This is a genomic window from Parvimonas oralis, assembly GCF_047608425.1.
Classification (GTDB): domain Bacteria; phylum Bacillota; class Clostridia; order Tissierellales; family Peptoniphilaceae; genus Parvimonas.
The window spans coordinates 130,506-154,789 of sequence record NZ_JBLKRS010000003.1; the positions used below are offsets into that span (position 1 = coordinate 130,506).

Genomic DNA, 24,284 nt, shown 5'->3' on the forward strand with positions numbered 1-24,284 from the left:
CAAATGGAGAAATTTATACTAGATATAATATGCAAATTGAAAATGCTGACGGAACAAAATCAAAGATATTTTCAGTTTATAAAAAAGAATAGTTTACAAAGAGTTACTTAAGTGGTAACTCTTTTTTGTTATATCAAAATATGATAAAATAATCATATCAGATTGAAAGAGGTAATTATTGTGGCAGTTGGATTTATAACAGGAAGATTTGGAGCGGATAGGACTGATAAGATTTTAGAGCTTTGTTTTGAAGAGGCTAAAAGAGAAGATAAAAAGCCTATTTATATTTTAGTTCCGGAAAAATTTACATATGAAATGGAAAAAAGATTAAGTGAAAAGCTTGAAGATGAGAAAAATATTGATCCTAATTTTAGAATTAGAGTTGTAAGTTTTTCAACTTTAAGTAAAATTGTCTTTACCAATGTCGGTGGACTTAAAGAGAGACGACTTACAACAAGTGCTAGAAGTCTTTTAACTTTTAAGGCTATGGATATGGTTTCAAAGAATTTGATTACTTTTAAGTCCGATGATTTTAAAATGGGTTTTGTAAATAATATTATGGATATGATAATAGAGTTTAAACAAAATGATTTTTCAGTTTCGGATGTTTTTTCACTTACAGAGAATGTCAAAAACGAGTCTTTAAAATTTAAAATGCAAGATTTATATAATATTTATAAATCTTATGAAAATTTGATTGAAAAGAAATATTTTGATACAGAAGATACTTTGAATATTTTTGCCCAAAAACTTGATGATTTTGAAAGTATCAAGGGTGCAACTATTTTTGTTGACGAATATATGGACTTTACACCTGCTCAATACTTGGTAATTGAAAAACTAATTTATTTTTCAAAGAATATTTATTTTTCTCTTTTAACTGATTTTAAAAACTTACATTCAAAAATGAATATGTTTTTAAGAAGTAATTCAACAATTTTGAATATTAAAAATATTTGCGAAAAGTATAATATTCCATTATTTGAAAATATTTCACTATCAAATGAAAGCTATTATAATTCGGAAGATTTATCATTTTTGGAAAAAAATATTGGTAGTTTTTCTCCAAAAACATATTTTAAAGATTCTGAAAATATTAGAATTTTAAAGTTTAAAAATATATATGACGAAGTTTCTTTTGTTGCAGAAGAAATTTCAAAATTAGTTAAAACTAAAGGCTATAGATACAATGATATAACTCTATGTATGAGAAGTTTAGACGAATATTCTTATATAATAGAAAGAGTTTTTGATGATTACAAGATTGATTATTTCTTGGACGAAAAGATTTCAATTATGGAAAATCCGATTATTATTCTAATTTTATCCATTTTGGATATGAAGGATAAAAATTATTCCTATGATTCTGTTTTTAGGTATTTGAAGAGCGGACTTACCGGAGTTTCTGATGAAGATATTTTTCTTTTGGAAAATTATGTAATTGCAAATGGAATAAAAGGTAATCGTTGGTTTGACGAATCTTGGAACAAGTCCATCGTCCATAGTGTTGAGGAAGAAAGTGATGATGAAAAACTTGTAAAGATAAATGAGATAAAGAATATTGTAATATCTCCTATTAAAAACTTGCATGAAAAGTTAAAAGGGAGAAATGCCGTAAAGGATATTTGTAAATATTTATATGAATTCACTTTGGAAATTGGACTTTTTGATAGAATAAACAATCTTGTAATGAATTTCCAAAATGAAGGAAATTTATATAAGGCGAAAGAGTATTCTCAAGTTTGGGGAAGTTTTACAGCGGTTTTGGATGAAATGGTTGAATTTATGGGAGAGGATAAGATTGCCTACTCAAAATTTATAAATTTAATTAAGACTGAACTTGAAAATATTGAGCTTGGAATTGTTCCACCTTCAAAGGATGAAGTCTTTATTACAACTGTTGATAGAATGAAAAAGCCTTCTACAAAAATAGCTTTTGTATTGGGAGTTAATGACGGGAACTTCCCAAAAAATATAGTGGATAATGACTTAATTAGCGAAAATGAAAAAGAAAGTTTAAAAACTTTAGGCTTTAATTTTTCAAATAACAATTTACTAAAAACTACTGATGAACAATTTTTAAGTTATAAGACTTTCAGCATTGCAAAAGAAAAATTATATATAACTTTTCCTATTTCCGATTTGGAGGGAAAGAGCCTTTTAGTTTCAAGATTTGTGAAAAAAATTAAATTCATTTTTGAAAATTTGGAAGTTGAAAGCATAGATTATTTAAAAGATTTTTCTATTATGGATATTTTTGATACTTTTTCTAAAGAGAGATTATACCAAATCTTAGTTTCCAATATTGAGGCTTTAAATTCAAATAAATTGAGCGAAAATGATAAATTCAATTTTAGAGAAATAATTGATTTCTTGATTGAGGATGAAGATTATAAATATAAGATTGAAATTTTAAAGGATAAATTAAATTACAAAAAAGAAACTGAAAATATAAAAGATTATACTTCATTTCTTTATGAAAGTGGAAATGTAAGTATTTCAAAACTTGAAAACTTTATGCGTTGTCCTTTTTCATATTTTATAAACTATGGACTTAGGGCAAAGGAAAGAGAAGTGTATGACTTTTCTCCTGCAGATTATGGAACTTATTGCCATAAGATTTTTGACGACTTTTTTAAGGGAGTTTTTGAAAATAATATTGATTGGAATATAATTGATAGAGAATTTATCCAAAGGGAAGTAGAAAAATTAACAGCAAAAATGGCTGAAAAGTCTAATTTTATTCTTGAAAGCTCTCCAAAATATAAATATTTTTCAACTATTACACACAAAAATATTGTTGAAAGCATAGAAATTATGGCTGAACAAGTAAGACGTGGAAACTTTATTCCAACAGGTTTTGAAACAGCTTTCGGAGATGAGTCAATAAAACCTATTACTTATACTTTAAAGAATGGTAAAGAGATTAAATTAGTCGGTAAGATTGACAGAATTGATGTTTTTAAAGGAGAAAATTTTGACTTTTTAAGAATTATTGATTATAAATCTTCGAAAAGAGATATTGACTTAAATCAAGTTTATGCAGGGCTTCAGCTACAACTTTTTGTCTATATGAATGCCATTTTATCTTCCAATAAAGAAAGATATAAACCCGCAGGACTATTTTATAGTGATTTTACAACAAATTTTGTCGGATTTGAAACTTATTCCAAAATGCTTGATATGAACGACGAAAGTTATCATAGTGAAAAACTTAAGAAAAATAAACTTACAGGATTTGTTATAAAGGATATGGAACTTTTGAAGAATTTGGATAGGACATTGGATGCGGATAATTTGATTTCTGAAATACTGCCTATTAAATTAAAGTCAAAAGGTCAAGAAATCGGAGCAAGTACATTGGGCTTAACTACTGATGAATTTGAAATTGTAAATGAATTTGTTTTAAATAAGACTAAGGATATCTGTGAAGAAATTTATGCAGGGAATATTGATATAAAACCTTTCAGATATAAAAATAAAAAGCCTTGTGATTATTGTAAATATAAATCCATTTGCAGATTTGATATTAAGCATAATAAATATAATAATATTAAGAACTTATTGACTAAAGATAAACCAAATGAAGTTTTTGAGTTGATGAATTCTGAAAATAAAGAGAAAAGAGGTGAGAAATAGTGAGTGAAGTAAAGTGGACTAAAGAGCAAAGACAGGTAATTGAAAGTAGAAATACAAATTTACTTGTGTCTGCGGCAGCAGGTTCTGGAAAAACAGCTGTACTTATCGAAAGAATTATAGAGCTCGTTTTAGATGAAAAAAATCCGATTGACATCAACAAATTACTTGTTGTAACATTTACAAAATTGGCTGCATCTGAAATGAGAGAAAGAGTAAGTAAGGCTATTGAAAAAAAACTTGAAGAAAATTCGGAAAATGAACATCTTCAAAAACAATTACTGCTCCTTAGCGGTGCTGACATCACAACTATTGACTCTTTTTGTAAAGATGTTTTGATTTCTTATGCTCATTTGGTAAATTTAGATAGCAATATAAAAGTTATAGATCCTAGCGAAAATGAAGTTTTAGCCAAAGAAGTTATGGAAGAATTATTTGAAGAGCTTTATGAAAATAATGATGAGAGCTTTTTGAGACTAGTTAACTGGTATGCCAAGAAAAACACGGATGAAGGACTTTTACAACTTTTACTGAATGTAAATAATTTTGTGAATTCTCATCCTTTTCCAAAAATTTGGCTAAATGAAAAGGCAGAATTTTTTAATACGAGTACAAAGAATGATGATTTTTATTTAGAAAATTACATCTTGGATATTGCAAAAGATGTAGATATGGATTTAGAATTTTTTGAACTTAGTATTAAAAATAATTTGAAAAAAATAGAAAATTATCCTGAACTTGAAAAATATATAGATATTTATAATATTTTGTTGGATGCTTTATTTGTTGTAAAGGAAAGTTTAAAAAACTTTTTGAAGGATAATACAAAATTTGATGAGCTTAAAAAATCATCTTATAAATTCTTAAATTCAAACTTTGGAAGTTTTAGAATTTCAAAATGTGATGAAGAAATAAAAGAGATATACAATAAAGTTAAAAAAGAATTGGATAGTATAAAGTCGGAAATTTCAGAGTCTCTTAAAACTTTAAATTTAGATTTAGAAAATATAAAAAAAGAAAGTGATTTAATCTATCCTTATGTTCGTTCTGTTTCTGATGTTGTAATTAAATTTAAGGAAAAGTTTTGGAAGAGAAAGCAAAAATTTAGTTATGTAGATTTTGCCGATATTGAACATTTGGCATTAGATATACTTGTAGATATTGATGAAGATGGAAATATTAGACCGTCTAAAACAGCTTTGGAATATCAAGAAAAATATGCCGAGGTTTTTATTGACGAATATCAGGACAGCAACCTTGTTCAAGAAATTCTTTTATCAGCAGTTGCAAAAGAAAATAACAGATTTATGGTTGGAGATGTTAAACAGAGTATTTACAGATTTCGACAGGCAGATCCAAGTATTTTTATGGAAAAATATGAAAATTATAATAGAATAGAGGAAGATATTGAAAGTTTTAATCGAAAGATAATGCTTTATGCGAATTTTAGAAGTAGAAAGGAAATTCTTGAGGGAACAAATCTAGTTTTTTCAAAAATAATGAAAAAAGAAACAGGAGAACTTGATTATACTGTTGATGAAAGATTAAATCCTATGGCAAGTTTTAAAGAAAGTGATGAAAATGTCGGGGGTGCGGTTGAAATTCTTTTAGTTGATGAAAAATCTGATGATGAGGATGAAGATGAGATAATTTTAACTGATGAATATTCGGAAGATTTTGAAGAGATTAAATCTTTTAAACTTGAATGTATAAAAATTGCAAATACAATTTACAATATGATGAACAATAAAGAAAATCCTTTTAAAGTTTATGATAAAAATTTGGATGATTATAGGAAAGTTGATTACAAAGATATTGTTATTTTGATGCGTTCTCCGAGTAGTAATACAAAAATATTAGAAGAGGTATTTTTAGAATATAATATTCCAATATATGCAGAGAGTACAGGTGGATATTTTGATACTTTTGAAGTTGATACAATAATTAATTTGCTTAAAATTATAGATAATCCTATGCAGGATATTCCTTTAATTTCAGTAATGTATTCTCCAATTTATAATTTTACGTCAACAGAATTAAGCGAAATAAGACTTGTAGATAGGGAACTAAAATTTTATGAGCTTTTAATAAAAATACTAGAAGATGAAGATATTGAAATTAGAGTAAGTCTAAAGGAAAAAATTGCAAAATTTATTTCCGATTTAAAATTATTTATACAAAAAAAATCTTTAGTTTCAGCAGATGAATTAATATGGTTTTTATATAAATATACAGGATACTACAATTATGTCGGACTTTTGGATATGGGAGAGCAGAGAAAAACAAATCTGATGTTGCTTTTCGAAAAGGCGAAAAATTATGAAAAAAATTCTTATAAGGGATTGTTTAATTTTGTAAATTATATTCAAAAAATCAGTTTAAAAAGTGATATTTCTGAGGCGAAATTAATTTCTGAAGATGCAAATGTAGTTAAAATTATGAGTATTCATAAGAGCAAGGGCTTGGAATTTCCTATTGTATTTCTCGCAAATACGAATAAGAAATTTAATTTCAGAGCTGACGACAGCAATTTAGTTTTACATCAAAAACTTGGTTTTGGTGCAGTTGTTTATGATATGGATAAAAAAACTTCTTTTAACAGCATTATGAAGAAAAAAATTGAAAAATTCAAAAAGAACGAACAAATTGCTGAAGAAATGAGACTTCTTTATGTTGCAATGACAAGAGCAAAGGAAAAACTTATAATAACTGGAAGAGTAAAAGATTATGAGAATTTAAGAGAAGAAATAAGCTCCGGAATTGATGAGAGAGGAAATATAAGTAATTATAAAATTCTAAAAATAAATAATTATCTTGATTGGATATTAAGCTCTATTGATAATCTTAGTGTTTATGGAAAGAGTTTGAATTGTCTGGGAAGAGAAGAAAACTTTTTAGGAAATGAAGACTTGAAATTTCAATTAAATGTAAATACTAAAAAAGAGGAATTTATAGAGTATCAAAGAATTAAAGAAGAAATAAAAACAAATGAAATAATTTCGGAAGAAGATGATATAGAAGTTAAAAAAGAAATGCGAACTGTTAAAGGATTTTTGGAAGATAGATTTAACAAAGAATATGTTTATAAAAATGTTTTGAATAAGCCTTCAAGCATTACTGTTTCTGAAATTAAAAAGATGATTCAGGAAGAAGATGAAGAAAAACATCAAAAATATTATAAAGAAAATTTTACTTTAAAAACTCCGTCATTTATTCATCAAGGAGAAGAAAAAGTCGGATTTAATTCCGCAGAAAAAGGAACTATTTTCCATTTGGCTATGCAACTTCTAGACTTTTCAAAATTTGATACAGAAGATGTTTCAAAAATAATAGAAGAAATAAAATTGCAAATAAACTCATTTGTTGAGAAAAATATTATGAGCTTGGACGAAATAGAGACGATAAATATTAATTGGATTGTAAAATTTATTCAGTCAGATATTTTTAAGGAAATTTACATTGCAAACAAATCCGAAAAACTATTTAAAGAAAAAGCCATTGACTACAATATAAAATTAAAAAATTTATTTAAAGATGAAAATATCGAAGAAGACGAAAAAATTATGGTAGTCGGAATAATTGACCTTTTCTTTGAAAATGAAAACGGAGAAATAATTTTATTGGATTATAAGACGGATTATGTAACAAAAGAAAATCTTGAAGAAGTAAAGGCAAGATACAAAGTACAATTGGATTTATATAAATCTGCAATTGAAGATATTTCCGGTAAAAAAGTCACTAAAAAGGGATTATATCTATTTGGAATAAATGAATTTGTTGAAATTTAGCAAAAATCAAAGTCATAACTTGACTTTGATTTTTTAATGAGATAAAATATAATTACATATTAGAAATATGTAAAATTAGATTAATTTCAGGAAAATGTATTATATAATTGAGAAAAAAATTATAATATTTTACTTAAATATAATTATATGGAAATAATATAATAGGGAGTTGGGGGAATTAATGAAGTCATTCATTCAAGTTTTTAAGAATTGTATCAATAAAAAAATAATTGTTATATTTGCTTCTTTGATTGTATCACTAGATAGATTAATTTTAATTTCAATGTTTCCATTAATTATAACAATAAAGAGAAAAGAAGATATAATCGTTTTATTATATGTTTTATTGTTTTTTATTTTCGGAGAATTTTTTAATATTTTTGTAAATTACAGTTTGGAAAAGGATGGAGAAAAACATAAAAAAGTCCTGAAATTAAATATGTTAAAATCTTTTGAAAATATTGAGCTTAAAGAATTTGAAAGTGTAGATTTTAAGAATAAAATATTTGTAGTAAATAATTATATTGAAAATTATATAAAAATTTCTAAAGATTGCTATAAAACTATTATAAATTTGTTTTTAGCTCTTTTTGTGTTGCTCATTATTTTTTATATTAATGTATATATGTTTATAATTTATTTATTCGTAATTTCTTTTGTTTTGTATTTAAAGAATAATCAACTAAAAGCGTCTAAAGATATTTGGATTAAATATATGGAAAATTGTAAGGAACACAATATAATAAATAATATATTGATAGATAAAAAACATTCTAATGAAAGAAAAATATTTAATGTTTTTAATTTTTACAATAAGATATTTTTACATAAGTATGACGATGCCATTGATGAAAATTTAAAGGATGCTAGAAATCGTCTGAAATTTGATTTTTTATATGAAGTTTCAAATTATTTTCTTGTATTATTTATGCTGATTGCAAGTTTATATTTATATAATTTGGGAAGCATTAATATTTCCTATTTTTACTTGTTAAATAGTGGATTAATTGTAATAACTGAAATAATTGGTACTGAATTAAATAAAATATCAGATTATTTTAATTTTACAAATGGTATTAATTTATATCACGAATTTATTATAAAGAAAAAATTAGTAAAAAAAGATGTAAAATTAAGTAATTATAATATAGAATTTGATAGAGTTTTCTTTAGATATCCTAATTCAGATGAATATATAATTAAGAATTTTTCATTTACCTTTGAGTTTAGAAAGAATTATTCAATTTTAGGTAGAAATGGTTCAGGAAAAAGTACTTTAATTAAGTTGCTATTAGGATTGTATAGAGTCGAAAAGGGAAATATAAGAATAGGTGGTGTTGATATAAATGATATATCATTAGAACAAAAGTCAAAGATATTTTCTGTGCTTTTTCAACATCCTAAAAAGTATCCATTTACTATTTTTGAAAATATAACTTTAGAAGAATCTCAAAAAGGAGATTTAGACATTGATAAGAGCATTGTTGAATTTGTTGAAAATTTTAATGATGGAATAGATTCATACACCAGTATTAATTACAAGAATAATGTTAATCTTTCAGGTGGTCAGTGGAAAAATATATTTTTTAATAGAGTTTTTTTGAGAAAATCAAAAGTTTTTATTTTTGATGAAGCAACTTCTAATTTAGATCCATTTTTAGAATTAGAATATTATAAAAATATACAAGATAAAATTTCTGGTAGCTTAAATATATTTATTTCTCATAGACTTGGAATTGTTAAATATACTGATATAATTTTATTGATTGAAGACGGAAACTTGATTGAATCGGGAACACATAATGAATTAATTTCTTATGGAGGAAAGTATTTTGAAATGTATGAAATTCAAAAATCAATTTTTGACTAATATAAAGATGATATCTAGGTGTATTAATCTATTTTATAGTACATATAGAAAAGAGTTATTTATTATGATATCGGTTGTAATAATAACAGCTTTGACTTATATGTTTGGTATGATTTATACTAGAGAATTTTTTAAAGGGATAGTTATTTTTAAAAATGAGAATTTTAATAATTTTTTTAAGAATATTGTGTTTTCATTTCTTCCATATGTTACATTTTTATTTATAATAGCTATAAAGAAAATTTACTTTGATAGATACTATATACAATATATCTTAATTCCAAATTTTGAAAAAATTTTAAAAACAAAAATTCAAAAAAAGTGCTCTGAAATTGAAATTATAGACTATGAGAAAAATAATATAAATGAAAAAATTCATGAAGCAACAGTTTGTAGTACAAATATATTTAGACTTGTAGAGACTGTTATTTCATACTTTGGTTTAATTTTGAATATTGTATTAATTTCAAATTTCATTATTTTTATTAATATAAAGTATCTATTTTTTTTGATACTAATATTATTTCCGTTAATTTTAGAAAATTATTTTAAAGTAAGATACATTAGTAAATATCGTTTAGACTTGAACTTATATGAAAGAAGAGAAAAAGAGATTGAGAATTGTGTTTTAGAAGATTCAACTTATCCAGAATTTAAAATATATAATACCTTAGATTTTGTTTTAAGAAAGTTAGATAAGGCATTTAATGAACACAATAAGAAGTTTTCTATTTTGAATAAGAAGATATATATCATAGAATTAATTTCGAAATTATTAATATATTTAGGAAAAATATCAATATATCTACTGGCTACATTCGATTATATAAATACCAATGATATCGGTAATTTGATTATCGTTATAGTGGGTGTAAATATAATTTCAAAATTTATTGAAGAAATTTTTTCGCTACAAGGATATATTATGATGTTCTCAAAATTATCTGTACCATACTTTGAATTTATGAGCTTAGAATTTGAAAAAGAAATCTTGCATAATGATAATTCTGTAGAATTATCTAATTTGAAGTTCAAATATCCAAATGCTAAAAATTATTGTTTAAAAAATATAAATTTGAAGATAAATAGAGGAGAGATTATTGCTATAGTTGGCAAAAATGGTTCTGGGAAAAGTACTCTGGCAAAGATTTTACTTGGATTATATAAGCCAAGTGAGTCCGAATCTAACAAATTAATTGCAAAAAATTCAGTTGTCTTTCAAGATTTTTGCAAATATCCTTTAGATGTTAGAAATAATATTGAGCTAGGCAGTGAATCTAGTGCGGATTCTTTTGCTATTATGAAATCAATGGGATTTAAAAGTGAATATTATGAAAAACTATTAGGAAAAGAAATGGGAGGACTGGAACTATCAGGAGGACAGTGGCAAAAACTTGCTATTTGTAGAGGAATTTATAAAGATAGTAATTTTTTAGTTTTAGACGAACCAACAGCAGAAATAGACCCTATTTTTGAAAAAGACATTTACGATATTTTAAAAAAAATTTTATCTGACAAAACAGGTGTAATTATAACCCATAGATTAGGTAGTATAAAATTTTCAGATAAGATTTTAATATTAGATGACGGAGAAATTTTAGCTTATGATACTCATAACAATTTATTAAAAAATTGTGATTATTATAAGAAAATGTGGGATGCACAAAAGCAAAATTATTTATAATCAACACCTTATATATTCAAAAGGAGGAATTTTGTTTGTGAACAATAAGAAGGGTTTTAAAACCATATCAATAATTTTGGCTCTAATATGTATAGTATTTTTATCAATATTTTTAAGGTATAGATATGAATTACATTTTTTAAAAAATGAGATTGTAAATAATAAAGTGATTAAAGTATATTTTGACGGAAGTGGATATACTGCAAATATAGAGTCTGATGAGGATAAAAAAGAGTTTTTTAATTTAATTTCTGATTGTAAATTTAGATTTAATAACACAGTTGAAGACACAGAAAAATCTTCACCTTCTGTAGAAACAGAATTTAATGGAAATGAAATATTTCTTTTTGTTTATTCAAAAACTTCAAGGATAGATTTTAATCTTAAAAATAAATATTATTTACTTAACTATAAGACAAAAGATATTTCTGAAAAAAGTTTGATTAAATTATATGAAAAATTTTGCAAAAATTACAAAGAAGACAGTAATTATAAGAAGTTAAAACAAAGAAACTAGTGTTTTTTTAAATTGTAAAAAATTTTATTTGAGTGCTTGATTTTATAAAAACATAGGTGTATAATATATATGTTTTCAAGGAGAATGAAAATAATTCTTGAAAAGTATATTATAATTTTAGCAATGAACTTTTAGTTTGAGGCATGATAAAAATACTGGATATAAAATTTGGTATTTAGGAGGAAAAATGATAATTTTTTATGGTTCAAAAGTAAGAAGTAAAAAAATAGGAGAAACAAAAGAAGAATGTCATTGTGATCATTGTAATAATACTTCAATATGGACGCTTTATAATGATAGAAAATGGTTTACACTATTTTTTATTCCAATTTTTCCATTTTCATCAAAGAAGTTTTTAGCCTGTCCAGTTTGTGGATGGGGAATTAACATAGATGATAAAAATTCTGATAAAATAATGCCATTAGTAAAATTATATGATAAATAGCTTTTATGCTAAAAAATATATTTTAAATATATAGGGTAAATAATAACTGATTGAACAATTAAAATTTTTATATTTAAAATTGTTGGTTATGGCGAGATTAAGTTTGTTTTATATGAACTTATTGTAAATTAAATTTAAATATTATATTAGAGAATAAAATTTCAAAATTATTTACAATAATTGAGCTTGTCATTCCGTAAACAATTTTCTAATTTTTTATCGCAAATTTGAAAGTGCATTTTTACGAATGCGCTTTTGTTTTGGAAAAAATTTTATATTTACTTTGAAATTTTTAGAAAGGAGGCATTTATGGAAAGTTTTATACAAAAAATATTTGATATTGATAAGGGTGCTGAGGATTATCAACAAAGATTAGAAGTTGAGAAACAGAGATTACTTCAAGAAAGAAAAGAAAAGATGAAAGTTATAGATGATGAATATAACAAAGTTTTGGAAGAAGAACAGGAAAATTTAAAATTACATCTATCGTCAATAGAGAACGAAGATAAAGATAAACTTGTGAAATATCACGAAAAGTCTAAAGAAATAAAGGATATTTTTAAAGAAAAGAAAGAAAACTTAATTAAAAATTTTGCTGATTCTCTTTTAGAAAGCGGTGAGTTTTATGGGGAATAATTTTCATTCAATTAATGCAAAAATTGGAGTTTTAAGAAAGGGAATTTTAAAAGAGTCCGATTATGATAAAATTTTATCTTTTGAACAAAGGCATGAAATCGTTGATTATTTAAAGAATAATATATTATATAAATACGAAATTCCTTTGTATGAAGAAAGATCTGTGAGAAATAGATATGACACCGAGTTTATGCTCAATAAGATTGAAGCTGAATTACTCGAGAAATTAAAGTTTTTCCTTTTCGGAGATGATAAAAAGATTATAGAAGCTATGCTTATGAAATATGAATTTAAAGATATAAAAATAATTCTTAGAAGTATTGTTGAAAACGAAAAGATTGATTTGGAAAGAGATACAATAATGTATAAGAAAAATAAACATATTGATTATTCTAAACTTGTAAATTGTGAAAATTTTAATCAGGCTTTGGAAGTATTGAAAGGTACGATTTATAAAAAAACTATTGCTTCTCTAACAGATGATGATATTTTTAGACTACATTTTCATGTTGAAATGAAATTGGATAGTTTGTATTTTTTAACAATGAAAAATGCAATTGATAAATTATCAAAATCGAGTCAAGTTATTTTTAATGATTATTTTTCTACTCTAATAGATACAATTAATCTTCAATGGATAATTAGAGCTAAAAAATATTATAATTTACCGAATGAGGAAATTTACAGTTATAGTTTGAGGTTTGGTAAATATATTAAAGGCGATTTTTTAAAAGATTTGATATATAGTGATAGTGTTGAGGCTATTGTTGAGAAGATAAAGAAAACTAAATTAAGATATACTATTGAAGATGCAAATGGAAATACTATTGTTTCGAATAGAAATATTAAAGAATATGTTTATCTTAGCCACTTAAAGAAACTTAAAGACTATGATAATTCAATTTCCACTTTACTTAAGTTCATTATTCAGTTGAATATTCAAAATGAAAACTTAATTAGAATAGCAGAAGCGAATAAGTATAAACTAAGTAAAAGTGAAGTAAAAGAATATTTAATTAATATTCATTAATTTAGTTAGGGGGTGCTAAATTGGCTGTTGAAAAAATGAAAATGATGAATCTTGTTGCTTTAAAACAGGATGCACACAGTATTCTTAGAGAAATTGTTATGAATGGCTCTATTCATATTACAAATGCTGGAAATTCAGAAAATTTCACAATGAAGTATATGAATTCTCAAATAGGAATTTTTAATGATATGGGTGTTGAAGTTGATAAAATAAGACCATATCATAGAGAAAAAGTTTTTAAAAAGAGAAAGTATAAAGAACTTTTAGATCAGATGTTTGATTTCTTTAATATTAAAGAAGATGATGTTACATTAAATGATTTACAAAATTTAAATTATAGCGAAAAACTTAAAATATTAGAAGATATATCTGCAAAATCTTCTTCAATTAAAACTAGAGAAGATGAGAATAGGAAAAAGAGAGCTGAAATTAAAATTTTATTAAATGCTGTTGAATATTTTTCTGATAGTGATATGAAATTATCTGAATTTTATAATTTAAAACATATTAATTTTGATATGGGAGAAATTTCAAAGAATTCTTGGATAAAATTAAAGGCAAATTATGAAAATATTAAGGGAATAGTTGTGCATTTAGGAACTAGTAGTTATGGTGAAACTGTTATAATATTTACGCCTTCCATTTATGAAAAAGATACAAAATATTTTATTCGTTCTTTGTCATTTGATAGAATTGAACTTCCTAATTTAGACATTTCTTTTAAGGATTTTATAAAAGATAAAAATGCTGAATTGGAGAGTTTAGAAAGAGAACAAGATGAAATTTTAAAGGAAAAAGCTGAATTTAAGGATAAATATTTTCAAGATATTTTAGGTTTCTATTACAGATATAAAATTATTGAAAAGATTGAAGAACTTGAAGGACATATTGCAGAAAGTAAAAATTTTATTTTATTAAGTGCTTTTGTTCCGGAATCTAAAGTTGAAAGTATTAAGAATGCAATTAAAAAAGTTTCAGAAAGTGCCTTGATATATTTTGAGGATGATGATGAAATCCCTTCAAATTTCAAGATACCAACGAAGTTAAAAAATAATTTTATTTTAAGACCTTTTGAAGCATTGGTAAAGATGTATTCAATTCCGGATTATAAGGAAACGGATCCAACACCGTTTTTTGCTATAACATATTTACTTTTATTCGGAATGATGTTTGGTGATGTAGGGCAGGGACTAATCTTTGTAATTGCAGGAATGTTATTATCTAAAAAACTTGGTGTAATTGCCAAAATTATCCAGAGAATTGGATTTTCATCAATGTTTTTCGGATTTGTATATGGTAGTGTTTTTGGAATTGAAGAGTTAATTCCTGCATTGGTTATAAGACCTATGGAAGATATCAATACAATACTTGTTGCGACTATCGGACTTGGTATTTTAATGATTTTAATTTCATATTTTATCAACTTTAGAAATTTAAAGATGAGAAAAGAATTTGGAAAATTATTTTTTGACAAAAATGGATTATCAGGATTTTTATTCTATATCTCATTTATAGTAATTGTTCTAAATACAGTTTTGTTTAAAAAATATGTAAGTGTAAATGTATCTTCAATGATTACAATAGTAAGTGTTGTAATTTTAGTTGTAACTTCAACATTGATGTTTATGAAACCGAAACTTATTCCGATAATTAGTAAGACAGCAGAAAAGGAAGAATTTTCTCCTGTTGAAAGCGGATTTGAAATGTTTGAAACCGTTATGGGATTCTTTTCAAATACTCTTTCTTTTATAAGAGTTGGAGCTTTTGCAATTAACCACGTTGGACTTTTTATGGCATTTCACGCTTTAGGACAAATGCTGGGTTCAAGTATCGGAAATATATTTATGATTGTTTTAGGAAATATATTTATTGTTTGTCTTGAAGGACTTATAGTTTTCATTCAAGCAATAAGATTGGAATATTATGAATTATTTAGTAAATATTTTAATGGTGAAGGAATAAATTATGAACCGTTAAAAGTAGATTTAAAAGAAAAAAATTAGGAGGAAAATTATGAAAATTACTTTATTATTAATAACTTTAGGAATAGGAACAACTATTTTAACAGGTATATCTTATTTAAGAAAAGGAAAGAAAACTACAAAATCAGGATTAAAAAAGGCAATAGCGATTAATGTTTGTTCAATTTTAGCTTTATTTTTAATGGGACTTATTCCGGATGTTGCATTTGCAGCAGAAACTACACAAAAAACAGCAAGTTCTGCTAGTGGAATGGGATATTTAGCAGCAGCTTTATCAACCGGTCTTGCAGCAATTGGTACAGGAATTGGCGTTGGTCAAGCGGGTTCAGCAGCAATCGGTGCCGTTTCAGAAGATTCTTCAATTTTAGGAAAAACACTTATTATTCTTGGACTTGCAGAAGGTATTGCTATTTACGGTCTTATAATTTCAATTATGATTTTACAAAGAGTTTAGGAGAATTCTATGATAAGTTATCTTATATCTGATAATACAGATACACTTGTAGGAATGAGATTAGCCGGTATAACAGGAGTTGTTTTAAAGACTAGGGAAGAGGCTTTGGAAGAATTTAATGATTGTCTAAATAATAAGGAAATTGGAATTTTAATTTTAACTGAAAATATTTTTAACCTTATTAGTGAAGAAGTTATGGCAGTTAAGTTAAAAAATATTTTTCCACTTATAGTTGAGATACCGGATAGAACAGGTTTGAAAAGAGATCCAAATTTCATTACAAACTATATAAATGAATCAATAGGAATTAATATTTAAGGAGAAATCTTATGATAACAATTGAAGATAAGATAGAGTCATTTAAAAGAATACTAAATGAAGAAATTGATGAAAAGTATGACGAAGAATTGAAAAAAATTGCTTCTGAAACTGAAAGATTAATTACAGAATATAAAGCTAAAAAATATGAAGAAATAGAAAAATTAAAGAGAGACTATAGAACAAAACTTGAAAATAAATCAGATAAAATTCGTTCAAAAACTTTAAAAGAAGGACAAGATATCATTTTAAATACGAATAAAGAAATTTATGATGAATTTTTTAAAGCTCTTAAAGAAGAATTGAATAATTCTTATATGACTGAAAAAGGTGTATCATATTTAAAAAATACTTTAAAAAATGTAAAATCAGAAATAGATTCTAATGATGTTGTTTATGTTTATGAAAAAAGTTTTGGAAGAGATAAGGAAATAATAAAAAATGTCTTAGGAGATATTAAGGTTGAAAAAAGTCTTGATATAAAAGTTGGTGGTTTTGAAATAGAAAATGCGGAAAGAACTTATAGATTAAATTATTCACTTGATTTTCTATTGACTACAAAATACCAAAAGATTTTAGCTAAGTTGAAAAAAGAATTAGGAATAAACAATTAATTAATAATTGTAATGAGGAGAAAGGTAATGTGTAATATACCTAAAATAATTGATATAAATGGTCCTGTTGTTAAAGCAGACAGTATGGGAATTTACAAAGTTAGAGATATGGTTTTGGTTGGAGATAAAAAGTTAATTGGAGAAATCATATCTATTGACGAAGATGTAGCGACTATACAAGTTTATGAAGAAACACAAGGACTAAAAGTTGGAGAAACTATAGAAAGTACCAATGTTCCACTATCAGTAACATTAGGTCCCGGAATTATAGGAAATATATTTGATGGGATTCAAAGACCGCTTGAACAAATTTATTCAATGACAGGAGAATTTATTGCAGAGGGAATAGGACTTGTTTCCATTGATAAAGAAAAACAATGGGATGTTGAAATGCTTGTTAAAGTTGGGGATAAATTATCTGCAGGAGAAATTTTTGCAACAACTCAAGAAACAAGTTTTATAGAACATAAAATTTTAGTTCCACCAACTGTTAGTGGTGAAGTAATTGAAGCTTTACCATCAGGAAAATATAATTTAGAAACTGATTTAGTAACAATAAAAGATGAAGATGGAAAAATTCATAATTTAAAAATGTATCATCAATGGCCTGTAAGAATACCACGTCCAATAGATGTGAGAATGCCAATTTCAAGACCTTTAGTAACAGGGCAAAGAGTACTTGATGTTTTCTTTCCAATAGCAAAGGGAGGAACTTCAGCACTTCCGGGTGGATTCGGTACAGGAAAAACTATGACTCAACATCAACTTGCAAAATGGTCCGATGCTGATATTATAGTTTATATCGGCTGTGGAGAACGTGGTAATGAAATGACAGATGTTCTTGAAGAATTTCCAAAGTTAATTGACCCAAGAACTTCAAAACCGCTTATGGAAAGAACAATTTTAATAGCAAATACTTCAAATATGCCGGTTGCTGCCCGTGAAGCTTCAATCTATACCGGAATAACTATTGCAGAGTATTATAGAGATATGGGTTACCATGTTGCAATAATGGCTGACTCTACTTCAAGATGGGCAGAAGCGTTAAGAGAAATTTCTGGAAGACTTGAAGAAATGCCTGCAGAAGAAGGATATCCTGCATATCTTCCTTCAAGAATTGCACAATTTTATGAAAGAGCAGGTTATGTTGAAACTCTTTCAAAAAAAGAGGGTTCAATTACAGTAATTGGTGCAGTTTCTCCACCTGGTGGAGATTTTTCAGAACCGGTAACAGAAAATACTAAAAGATTTGTTTCGGCCTTTATAGGTTTGGATAAGAATTTAGCATATATAAGACACTATCCTGCTGTAAACTATCTTACAAGTTATAGTGGTTATACTTCATTGATTAAAGAATATTATGACGAAAATGTATCTCCTGAACTTTTAAAATTAAGAGCAAAGATGATGGAACTTCTTTCAGAAGATAATAAATTGAATCAAATTGTTCAATTGGTTGGAGAGGATGTTTTACCAAATGACCAAAGAATTGTTATAGAAATAGCTAAAGTTTTAAAAAAGGGATTTTTACAACAAAATGCAATGCATGAAACAGATAGCTATGTTCCTTTGAAAAAACAATTTGAAATGTTAAAAGTAATAGATAATTTATATATGAATTGTACTTTAGCTGTAAAACAACAAGTTGCCCTTACTCGTATAAAAAATGATGATTTATTTGAAGAAGTTATTAAGATGAAATATAATATTCCAAATGAAAACTATGATGAAGCATTTGAAAAGTTAAATGCAAAAATCAATAGCTATTATACTGCTTTGATAGACGAAAATCAGGGAGAGTAGGTGATAATTATGCAAAGACAATATTTAAAACTAGAAAAAATAGATGGACCTTTGATTGTACTTAAAGGTGTAGATAATGTCAGCTATGATGAAATGATGGATATAGTAATAGATGGAAGTGAAAGAAGAAGAGCCAAGGTTGTTAGAATTCAAGGAGATAAGGTAATTGCTCAAGTTTTTGAAGGAACAACTGGAATTTCAACACAAAATTCCGCTGTTACTTTTACAGGAACTCCACTTGAAATTTGTCTTAGTAAAGATATTTTAGGAAGAACTTTTAATGGTGTAGGAGAACCGATTGACAATGGAGATTATATTATTTCAGAGAAAAAATATAATGTTAATGGAAGACCTATGAATCCAGTTGCAAGAGAATATCCAAGAGATTATTTGGAAACTGGAATTTCAGCTATTGATACTCTTACTACTTTAATTAGAGGACAAAAACTTCCGATATTTTCATCAAATGGTTTGACACATAATGCATTAGCGGCTCAAATAGTTAGACAATCCAAATTAAAAAATTCTGATGACAAATTTGCAATAGTATTCGCAGGAATGGGAATTAAATATGATGATTATGAGTTCTTTAAAAGTGCATTTGAAGAATCAGGAGCATCATCCAGAGTTGTTTCATATATAAATCTTGCTGATGCACCAATTGTTGAAAGAATTTCAACACCTAGAACTGCATTAACTGCTGCAGAATATCTTGCCTTTGAAGAAGGAATGCATATCTTAGTAGTTATGACTGATATTACAAGTTATGCAGAGGCTTTAAGAGAAATTTCTTCTGCAAGAGAAGAAGTTCCTAGTAGAAAGGGATATCCTGGATATTTGTATTCAGATCTTTCTACTTTATATGAAAGAGCTGGAATGGTAAAGGGAAAGAAAGGCTCAATTACTTTAATTCCTATATTAACAATGCCTAATGATGATATAACACATCCAATTCCTGACCTTACAGGTTTTATTACCGAAGGACAAATAGTTTTATCAAGGGAATTATTCCAAAAGAATATTTATCCACCTGTAAATATTTTGCCTTCATTGTCAAGACTTATGAAAGATGGCATTGGAGATGGATATACAAGAGAAGATCATGATCAAGTACAATCTCAGTTATTTGCTCTTTATTCAAAGGTTATAGAAGTTCGTTCGCTATCACAAATAATTGGGGAAGATGATTTAACAGAAATAGATAAAATTTATATGGAATTCGGTAGGGAGTTTGAACAAAACTTTTTAAACCAAAACTTTGATGAATCCAGAACTATTGAAGAATCACTTGATATTGCTTGGGATTTATTCAAACTATTCCCTAAAATTGAACTAGACAGATTGGAAAGTAAATATATAGAAAAATATGGAAGGTGGTAATATGATTCAAAATATTGCTCCTACAAAATCAAATCTATTAAAAATAAAACAGGATTTAAAATTATCTAAGGTAGGCTATAATCTAATAGATAAAAAAAGAACTGTACTAATAAAAGAAATGATGCAGCAAATTGAAAAGGCAAAAGAAATTCAAGAAGATGTAAAAGTACTATTTGAAAAGGCATATTCAACATTAGAAGAAGCAAATATAACTATGGGAGTTATGAATGTGCAAGACATCTCTTTATCAATAGATAAGTCGGAAAATTTTGAAATTTCATATAAATCTATAATGGGACTTGATGTTCCAAGTGTAAAATACGAGCATGGAACTTTAAGACCACATTATGGAATGTATATGACAAGTCCTGCAATTGATGAAGCTATAAAAATGTTTCAAAAAATAAAAAGACTAGTATATAGACTTGCAGAAACTGAAAATACAGTTTATAAACTATCTATAGAAATAAAAAAGAATCAAAAAAGAGCAAATGCTTTGGATAAAATACAAATTCCTAATCTTGAAGAAACGGAAAAGTATATTTCAGAAGTTCTTGAGGAAAAAGAAAGAGAAGATTTTTATAGATTAAAAAAGATTAAAAAAAAGAAAAATGTGTAGTATTAAAGGAGCAAAAGCTCCTTTTTTTCTTGCTTATATATGTTTAATGTGTTAAAATATTTTTATAGATTAAAATAAAAGGTGAAATTATGAAAAGATTAATAAATATATTTTTTAATGATAACATAAAGTCATTAGAGGCATTTATAAAGACGAAGGAATTATTTGAAAAAAGAGGTTTTGAAGTTTCAGAAACTTTTAATGAAAATGCCGAATTAACAGTCTGTATAGGAGGAGATGGAGCATTTATCAGAGGGGTACATAATTCAGACTTTCCAAAAGTTCCGTTTGTTGGAATAAATACCGGGACTCTTGGGTTCTTTCAAGAAATTAGTTTTAATAAAATAGAAAAATTTATAGATGATTATATAGAAGAAAAATATACTGTTGATAAAATTAGATTATTGGAATGTGATTTAAAAACAAATGATATTGTGTTTTCTAATAAATGTTTAAATGATTTTGTTATTAAATCTAATAGTTCAGAGATTATACATTTGGATGTTTATATTGACGGAAATCATCTTGAAACTTTTGCGGGAGATGGTTTAATAATTTCTACACCATCAGGAAGTACTGCATATAATATGTCTGCAGGAGGAAGTATAATGTATCCGTCTTTAAGGGGATTTCAATTAACACCATTGGCCCCTGTATTTTCTAAAGTATACAGAACAATTACAAATTCATTGGTAATTCCTGATACTTCTACTCTGAAAATAGTTCCTTTAGAAAATCAACATAAAAAAATTAGTTTTGTAGCAGATGGAATTGAAAAGGGATATACAGATGTAGCTTATTTTGAATTTAGAAAGTCTAAATTTAAGTTATATAAATTGGTATTTAATGAAAACTGGTATTGGATAAATATGAAAGACAAGTTTTTATAAGAAAATCTTATAATACAACAAATATCTATAGAAAATTAATATAAGTAAAATATTGAAATAATCTACAAATATGATATAATAATATCAGATATAGAGCATAAATAAAAAATTGTATTATATTAAAATAAAACAATGAGTTTATTTAGTTGCTTTTTCATATAATGTTCCGATATAAAACAAAAAGATGAGCAGTGATGCTTGTCTTTTTTGTTATTTAAAAATGTAAGAAGAAAAAAATAGTAAAGGGGTAAAATTATGGAAATGAGAAGAAAAGATAGAGAACTCAGTGTGGAAGAGGGAAAAGAATTACTAAAAAACGGAGAGTATGGAGTGCTTTCAACGTCTGATAATTGTAATCAACCTTATGGAATACCAGTGAGCTATGCATATTATAATGATGTAATATATATTCATTGTACAAATCAAGGTGGACATAAATTAAAAAATATAGAAGAAAATTCTAAAATTTCTTTTACGGTGGTAGATAAAGTTGAGAGATTACCAAACCAGTTTTCGACAAAATATATGTCTGTAATTGTATTTGGAAAAATTTCAATAATTGATGACGTAGAAAAAAACATAGGAATACAATCAATATTATATAAATATTCTCCAGACTTCATAGAATCAGGAATGAAATATATAGAAAAAAACATTGAAAAAATCTATATACTAAAAATAAACATAGATGAGATTTCTACTAAAGGTAGAAAAAAATAAAAATATAATAAAAAAAGAAATAATAATTAAAAAATATGTCAAAAGGGTATTGACGAGAAAGAACAAGACTGATATAATATTAAGGCACTTGAAGAACAACTGATTAATATATCATTAAAAAACAAATTAACACTATTAAAATATTATAATTTTTAAAATATTTTTTAAAAAAGGTATTGACAAATAGAAATAATGATGATATACTAATAAAGTCGCAGATAGTGACATGAACCAAGAAAAGTAAACAGTGATAAAAACTTTGAGAGTACAAAGAAAAACAATAATTTGGTGTAACAAAAGTCAGCGAGAGCAGACGAACTTTTAATAGAGAGTTTGATCCTGGCTCAGGACGAACGCTGGCGGCGTGCTTAACACATGCAAGTCGAACGTGATTTTTGTAGAAATTCTTTCGGGAATGGAAGCAAAATGAAAGTGGCGAACGGGTGAGTAACACGTGAGCAACCTACCTTACACAGGGGGATAGCCGTTGGAAACGACGATTAATACCGCATGAGACCACAGTACCGCATGGTATAGGGGTCAAAGATTTATCGGTGTAAGATGGGCTCGCGTCTGATTAGCTAGTTGGAAGGGTAAAGGCCTACCAAGGCGACGATCAGTAGCCGGTCTGAGAGGATGAACGGCCACATTGGAACTGAGACACGGTCCAAACTCCTACGGGAGGCAGCAGTGGGGAATATTGCACAATGGGGGGAACCCTGATGCAGCGACGCCGCGTGAGCGAAGAAGGTTTTCGAATCGTAAAGCTCTGTCCTATGAGAAGATAATGACGGTATCATAGGAGGAAGCCCCGGCTAAATACGTGCCAGCAGCCGCGGTAATACGTATGGGGCGAGCGTTGTCCGGAATTATTGGGCGTAAAGGGTACGTAGGCGGCCTTTTAAGTCAGGTGTGAAAGCGTGAGGCTTAACCTCATTAAGCACTTGAAACTGGAAGGCTTGAGTGAAGGAGAGGAAAGTGGAATTCCTAGTGTAGCGGTGAAATGCGTAGATATTAGGAGGAATACCGGTGGCGAAGGCGACTTTCTGGACTTTTACTGACGCTCAGGTACGAAAGCGTGGGGAGCAAACAGGATTAGATACCCTGGTAGTCCACGCCGTAAACGATGAATGCTAGGTGTTGGGAGTCAAATCTCGGTGCCGAAGTTAACACATTAAGCATTCCGCCTGGGGAGTACGGTGGCAACACTGAAACTCAAAGGAATTGACGGGGACCCGCACAAGCAGCGGAGCATGTGGTTTAATTCGAAGCAACGCGAAGAACCTTACCAAGGCTTGACATATAGTTGAGTTATTGAGAAATTGATAAGTCCCTCGGGACAGCTATACAGGTGGTGCATGGTTGTCGTCAGCTCGTGTCGTGAGATGTTGGGTTAAGTCCCGCAACGAGCGCAACCCTTATCTTCAGTTACCAGCATGTAATGATGGGGACTCTGGAGAGACTGCCGATGACAAATCGGAGGAAGGTGGGGATGACGTCAAATCATCATGCCCTTTATGTCTTGGGCTACACACGTGCTACAATGGTTGGTACAACGAGAAGCGAGATAGTGATGTCAAGCAAAACTCTAAAAGCCAATCTCAGTTCGGATTGTAGGCTGCAACTCGCCTACATGAAGTCGGAGTTGCTAGTAATCGCAAATCAGAATGTTGCGGTGAATGCGTTCCCGGGTCTTGTACACACCGCCCGTCACACCATGGGAGTTGGCAATACCCGAAGCCGCCGATCTAACCGCAAGGAGGAAGGCGTCGAAGGTAGGGTTAATGACTGGGGTGAAGTCGTAACAAGGTAGCCGTATCGGAAGGTGCGGCTGGATCACCTCCTTTCTAAGGAGTACTAAGAACGACAGTTCAAAATAAATTCTTAGTTTTATCACT

The 24,284-nt window shown here is 27.5% G+C and carries 17 protein-coding genes and 1 rRNA gene; all 18 read left to right on the forward strand.

Translation table 11 applies throughout. The annotated features are described in order from the left end of the window. Positions 1–180: 180 nt before the first annotated feature. The 18 genes from ACMX2D_RS05180 to ACMX2D_RS05265 all read left to right on the forward strand — a co-directional run bounded on the left by ACMX2D_RS05180 (position 181) and on the right by ACMX2D_RS05265 (position 24,233). A complete protein-coding gene (locus ACMX2D_RS05180) occupies positions 181–3,639 on the forward strand; it encodes a PD-(D/E)XK nuclease family protein (RefSeq protein WP_414973002.1) in 3,459 nt (1,152 codons plus the stop codon). Beyond that, a complete protein-coding gene (addA, locus tag ACMX2D_RS05185) occupies positions 3,639–7,424 on the forward strand; it encodes a helicase-exonuclease AddAB subunit AddA (RefSeq protein WP_414973004.1) in 3,786 nt (1,261 codons plus the stop codon). Before ACMX2D_RS05180 ends, addA begins: the two co-directional genes overlap by 1 nt. A gap of 181 nt (positions 7,425–7,605) precedes the next feature. Next, positions 7,606–9,294, forward strand: a complete 1,689-nt coding sequence (locus ACMX2D_RS05190) for an ATP-binding cassette domain-containing protein (protein WP_414973006.1) — start codon at positions 7,606–7,608, stop codon at positions 9,292–9,294. 64 nt (positions 9,295–9,358) lie between these two features. Continuing rightward, positions 9,359–10,978, forward strand: coding sequence for an ATP-binding cassette domain-containing protein (locus ACMX2D_RS05195; protein WP_414973007.1), 1,620 nt, complete (start codon positions 9,359–9,361; stop codon positions 10,976–10,978). Between the two features lie 37 nt (positions 10,979–11,015). Continuing rightward, positions 11,016–11,495 carry a hypothetical protein gene (locus tag ACMX2D_RS05200; protein ID WP_414973008.1) on the forward strand — a complete coding sequence of 160 codons (480 nt, stop codon included), beginning with the start codon at positions 11,016–11,018 and terminating at the stop codon, positions 11,493–11,495. 187 nt (positions 11,496–11,682) lie between these two features. Then, positions 11,683–11,940, forward strand: coding sequence for a zinc-ribbon domain-containing protein (locus ACMX2D_RS05205; RefSeq protein ID WP_150262612.1), 258 nt, complete (start codon positions 11,683–11,685; stop codon positions 11,938–11,940). A 309-nt stretch (positions 11,941–12,249) separates the two neighbouring features. Next, positions 12,250–12,576, forward strand: a complete 327-nt coding sequence (locus tag ACMX2D_RS05210; protein WP_414971344.1) for a hypothetical protein — start codon at positions 12,250–12,252, stop codon at positions 12,574–12,576. Further along, positions 12,566–13,606 (forward strand): V-type ATPase subunit, encoded by a 1,041-nt coding sequence (locus ACMX2D_RS05215; RefSeq protein ID WP_414973009.1) that lies wholly within the window; start codon positions 12,566–12,568, stop codon positions 13,604–13,606. Before ACMX2D_RS05210 ends, ACMX2D_RS05215 begins: the two co-directional genes overlap by 11 nt. Positions 13,607–13,626: 20 nt before the next feature. Further along, the gene (locus ACMX2D_RS05220; protein WP_414973011.1) at positions 13,627–15,609 is read left to right on the forward strand and encodes a V-type ATP synthase subunit I; all 1,983 of its coding nucleotides are present in this window, start codon (positions 13,627–13,629) and stop codon (positions 15,607–15,609) included. Between the two features lie 10 nt (positions 15,610–15,619). Continuing rightward, complete coding sequence (locus ACMX2D_RS05225) at positions 15,620–16,042, forward strand: ATP synthase subunit C (protein ID WP_414973012.1); 423 nt, start codon at positions 15,620–15,622, stop codon at positions 16,040–16,042. Positions 16,043–16,051: 9 nt separating this feature from the next. After that, positions 16,052–16,360, forward strand: a complete 309-nt coding sequence (locus tag ACMX2D_RS05230; protein ID WP_009448490.1) for a V-type ATP synthase subunit F — start codon at positions 16,052–16,054, stop codon at positions 16,358–16,360. Between the two features lie 11 nt (positions 16,361–16,371). Then, a complete protein-coding gene (locus tag ACMX2D_RS05235) occupies positions 16,372–16,974 on the forward strand; it encodes a V-type ATP synthase subunit E (protein WP_414973014.1) in 603 nt (200 codons plus the stop codon). 27 nt (positions 16,975–17,001) lie between these two features. Beyond that, a complete protein-coding gene (locus ACMX2D_RS05240; RefSeq protein WP_414971347.1) occupies positions 17,002–18,777 on the forward strand; it encodes a V-type ATP synthase subunit A in 1,776 nt (591 codons plus the stop codon). A 9-nt stretch (positions 18,778–18,786) separates the two neighbouring features. Then, positions 18,787–20,157 carry a V-type ATP synthase subunit B gene (locus tag ACMX2D_RS05245; RefSeq protein ID WP_039868599.1) on the forward strand — a complete coding sequence of 457 codons (1,371 nt, stop codon included), beginning with the start codon at positions 18,787–18,789 and terminating at the stop codon, positions 20,155–20,157. Position 20,158: 1 nt separating this feature from the next. Continuing rightward, positions 20,159–20,776 (forward strand): V-type ATP synthase subunit D, encoded by a 618-nt coding sequence (locus ACMX2D_RS05250; protein ID WP_009354515.1) that lies wholly within the window; start codon positions 20,159–20,161, stop codon positions 20,774–20,776. A gap of 89 nt (positions 20,777–20,865) precedes the next feature. Further along, positions 20,866–21,666: an NAD(+)/NADH kinase gene (locus tag ACMX2D_RS05255; protein ID WP_414971348.1), complete on the forward strand. Its 801-nt coding sequence runs from the start codon at positions 20,866–20,868 to the stop codon at positions 21,664–21,666. Positions 21,667–21,921: 255 nt separating this feature from the next. After that, positions 21,922–22,386 carry a pyridoxamine 5'-phosphate oxidase family protein gene (locus ACMX2D_RS05260; RefSeq protein ID WP_009449068.1) on the forward strand — a complete coding sequence of 155 codons (465 nt, stop codon included), beginning with the start codon at positions 21,922–21,924 and terminating at the stop codon, positions 22,384–22,386. A 321-nt stretch (positions 22,387–22,707) separates the two neighbouring features. After that, positions 22,708–24,233: ribosomal RNA gene (locus tag ACMX2D_RS05265) — 16S ribosomal RNA — on the forward strand. Positions 24,234–24,284 lie beyond the last annotated feature (51 nt).

Coding starts and splice junctions, on each gene's coding strand:
- ACMX2D_RS05240 (WP_414971347.1), top strand. CDS start 17,002: ATGTGTAATATACCTAAAATAATTGATATAAATGGTCCTGTTGTTAAA.
- ACMX2D_RS05245 (WP_039868599.1), top strand. CDS start 18,787: ATGCAAAGACAATATTTAAAACTAGAAAAAATAGATGGACCTTTGATT.
- ACMX2D_RS05255 (WP_414971348.1), top strand. CDS start 20,866: ATGAAAAGATTAATAAATATATTTTTTAATGATAACATAAAGTCATTA.
- ACMX2D_RS05210 (WP_414971344.1), top strand. CDS start 12,250: ATGGAAAGTTTTATACAAAAAATATTTGATATTGATAAGGGTGCTGAG.
- ACMX2D_RS05190 (WP_414973006.1), top strand. CDS start 7,606: ATGAAGTCATTCATTCAAGTTTTTAAGAATTGTATCAATAAAAAAATA.
- ACMX2D_RS05195 (WP_414973007.1), top strand. CDS start 9,359: ATGATATCGGTTGTAATAATAACAGCTTTGACTTATATGTTTGGTATG.
- ACMX2D_RS05235 (WP_414973014.1), top strand. CDS start 16,372: ATGATAACAATTGAAGATAAGATAGAGTCATTTAAAAGAATACTAAAT.
- ACMX2D_RS05205 (WP_150262612.1), top strand. CDS start 11,683: ATGATAATTTTTTATGGTTCAAAAGTAAGAAGTAAAAAAATAGGAGAA.
- ACMX2D_RS05230 (WP_009448490.1), top strand. CDS start 16,052: ATGATAAGTTATCTTATATCTGATAATACAGATACACTTGTAGGAATG.
- ACMX2D_RS05250 (WP_009354515.1), top strand. CDS start 20,159: ATGATTCAAAATATTGCTCCTACAAAATCAAATCTATTAAAAATAAAA.
- ACMX2D_RS05215 (WP_414973009.1), top strand. CDS start 12,566: ATGGGGAATAATTTTCATTCAATTAATGCAAAAATTGGAGTTTTAAGA.
- ACMX2D_RS05225 (WP_414973012.1), top strand. CDS start 15,620: ATGAAAATTACTTTATTATTAATAACTTTAGGAATAGGAACAACTATT.
- ACMX2D_RS05260 (WP_009449068.1), top strand. CDS start 21,922: ATGGAAATGAGAAGAAAAGATAGAGAACTCAGTGTGGAAGAGGGAAAA.